Annotated in this window: 3 protein-coding genes; all 3 read right to left on the reverse strand. The window is 65.4% G+C overall.

From position 1 onward, the window contains the following. The coding region (locus tag AC1DYI_RS31745; protein WP_477208097.1) for a flagellar hook-basal body complex protein at positions 1 to 358 on the reverse strand (358 nt) is incomplete at its 3' end. 110 nt (positions 359 to 468) lie between these two features. Beyond that, positions 469 to 1,203, reverse strand: a complete 735-nt coding sequence (locus AC1DYI_RS31750) for a flagellar hook-basal body protein (protein WP_477208098.1) — start codon at positions 1,201 to 1,203, stop codon at positions 469 to 471. A 20-nt stretch (positions 1,204 to 1,223) separates the two neighbouring features. Further along, a partial coding sequence (locus AC1DYI_RS31755; protein WP_477208099.1) for an FHIPEP family type III secretion protein occupies positions 1,224 to 2,754 on the reverse strand: 1,531 nt, incomplete at its 5' end.

Consider the following 2,754-nt stretch of genomic DNA (forward strand, 5'->3'; position numbering starts at 1 on the left):
TGCCTGGCCTCAACGCCTGGCCCGAGGCCGTCGCCAATTGGCCGTCTTCCGTGACGCGAAGCGTGCCACCGCGCGTGTAGGCGCGGCTGCCGTCGGGCATCACCACTTCGATAAAACCGTCGCCCGCAATGGTGATGTCGTAAGCCGAGTCGGTCTTCTTCGCCTCGCCTGCATCGAAGGACCGGATCATCTGCGCCATCGCCACACCGGTGCCCCGAAGCGGCGATGCAGGCGCCTCGCCGGCCTCCACTCGGCTGCTGGTCTCGACCTGCTGGGCCACCAGGTCGGTGAAGCTCACTCTCGATTTCTTGAACCCAGTCGTGTTCACGTTAGCCAGGTTGTTGGCGATCGTGTCCACGTTCTGCTGCTGGGCGTGCATGCCGGTCGCAGCGATCTGCAAAGCGTCAAACATGTTGTTTCGGTGAGTCGGTGAGTCTGGAAAAGGATAGGGTCGACGAAGCTTCGGCCTTACATGTCGCCGAGCTTGCGGATGGCGTTACCGAGCATCTCGTCTCGTCCTTGCGCCACGCGCAAGAGCGCTTCGAAATGGCGCACCGTCGCGCCGAGGCTAACCATCTCGTGGGCGGTGTCGACGTTCGCGTTCTCGAGGAAGCCCTGCTTCAAGCCGACGCGGCCGGCTGGGAGCTCTTGGACGCTGCTGCCGCCAGAGACGTAGCGGCCAGCGCCGGCAGCCYGCAGGTCGTTCGGTGCGATGTCGACGACCCGCAATTGCGCAACCTGCTTTTCGCCATCGAAAACGCGGCCCGTGCCGTCGACCTTGATGTGGTCCGAGGTCACGGTAATCTCGCCACCCTGGCCCAGCAGCGCGTGGCCTTCACCGTTGACGATGCGACCGCGTCCATCGATCTGGAAATCTCCCCGGCGCGTGTAGGCCGGGCCGTGGTCGGTCGCTAGCTCAAAGAAGCCGGCGCCGGACAGCGCCAGGTCCAGCGTCCGTCCCGTCGGCCGAAGCGTAGCGGGGCGCATGTCGCGAACCAGCTTGATGCTGGCTTGCGGCATACGCGCCTCGTTGCTCTCCGACTGGGCCGCGTCCATCGCGCTCGCAAAAGCGCTCTGCTGTGCCACCAACTCGCGCTTGTAGCCCGGGGTCTGCACGTTTGCCAGGTTCGAGGCAACGCGTTCCATGCGCGCCTCGTCGGTGGCGAGTGCGCTCAGCGTCACGGCGGAAATAGATGAATTCATGAGATCTCTCTTCTTCCTAATCAGGTGGCCGCGGGCGTTCCGACGACGGCGTATGAGCGGAGCTCGACAGTCTGCGGCACTTCAGTCATCGCGAGCACGCGCAAATGCGGCAGGACGCGTTCGCTGAGCAAGCGCAGATGGCGGCGAAGCTCAGGGGCACAAAGCAGGACTGGCAGCAGGTTGCTCTTCATCATCTTTTCGGCGTGCTGCACCAGGCGGGTGATCAACTGTTCGGTCAGCATCGGATCGACGGTCGCCGACTGGCTGGCGCCCGCTTCTCGCAGGCTGTGCAGCAGTTGCCCTTCGACTTGCGGCTCGAGCGTCAGCACATGCAGCGTATTGCCATCACCAACCAGAGACTGGCAGATCGCGGCGCCCAGGCGTTGCCTGACGCGCTCCACCAACATCGACACATCCTTGGTTTGCCGTCCGGCGTCAGCCAGCGTCTCGAGGATCGCCTCCAGGTGCCGGATGCTGACCTTCTCGCGCAGCAGGCCCTGGAACACGCGCTGTACGTCGCTGATCGACAGCACCGTCGGCACCAATTCCTCGACCAACGTTGGTTGATTCTTCCGCACGCGGTCGAGCAAACGCTCGGCCTCGGCACGCGTCATCAGCGTCGCCGATTCGCGCCGCAAGGTTTCGGTCAGGTGGGTCAACAAGACGGTGTTCGCATCGACCAGCGTGTAGCGCGCAGCCGTGGCGGCCTCCCGCTGCGAGTGCTCGACCCAGACAGCCGGCAGCCCGTAGGTCGGGTCCCGTGTCGCCTCGCCGACAATCGACTTCGTGTCACCCGCGGGGTGGATGGCCAGAAGGCGATCGGCACGGGCTTCACCACGTCCGACGGGCACACCATCGATGTGAATCTCGTACTGGTGAGGCCCCAGCTTGGGCGCATCGCGGAAGCGCACCCTCGGCAGCACCACGCCGAATTCCAGCGCGTGCTGCTTCCTGAATGTCCCGATTCGCTCCATCAGCGGACTGGCCGTCATCGCCGCCTGGGCCGCCCAGTAGGGGCCGACGTGCACTTCGATGGGTTCGACGGTCAGGGCCGAATAGGGATCATCGGCATCGCCAGACGCCGCGGCGTGCGCCGCCTCATCGGCCGGCCCGCTCGCGGCTTCGACGGCCGTTCGCTTGGCCGCGCGGTAGGCCCAGAACGCAGCGCCGCCGACCAGCGCCAGCAGCACTAGCGTCGGCAACACTGGGATGCCCGGCAGCGCGACCAGGGCCAGCAGCGCCACGGCAACGAGCAGCAGCGTCTTCGGGAACGAGGTGATCTGCCGCAGGACCTCACGACTGAGGTTTCCGTCCGCGGCCGAGCGCGTGACGATGATGCCTGTGCCCACCGCGATCACCAGCGCCGGCACCTGCGTCACGATGCCGTCGCCGATGGTCAGCAGCGTGTAGGTCTTCAACGCCTGACCCCACGGCATGCCGGCCTGCATGACACCGATCACCATGCCGCCGACGATATTGATCAGCAGGATCAGGATGCCGGCGATCGCGTCGCCTTTGACGAACTTGCTCGCCCCATCCATTGCGCCGTAG

Source organism: Ideonella sp. P3_A4 (assembly GCF_056403075.1).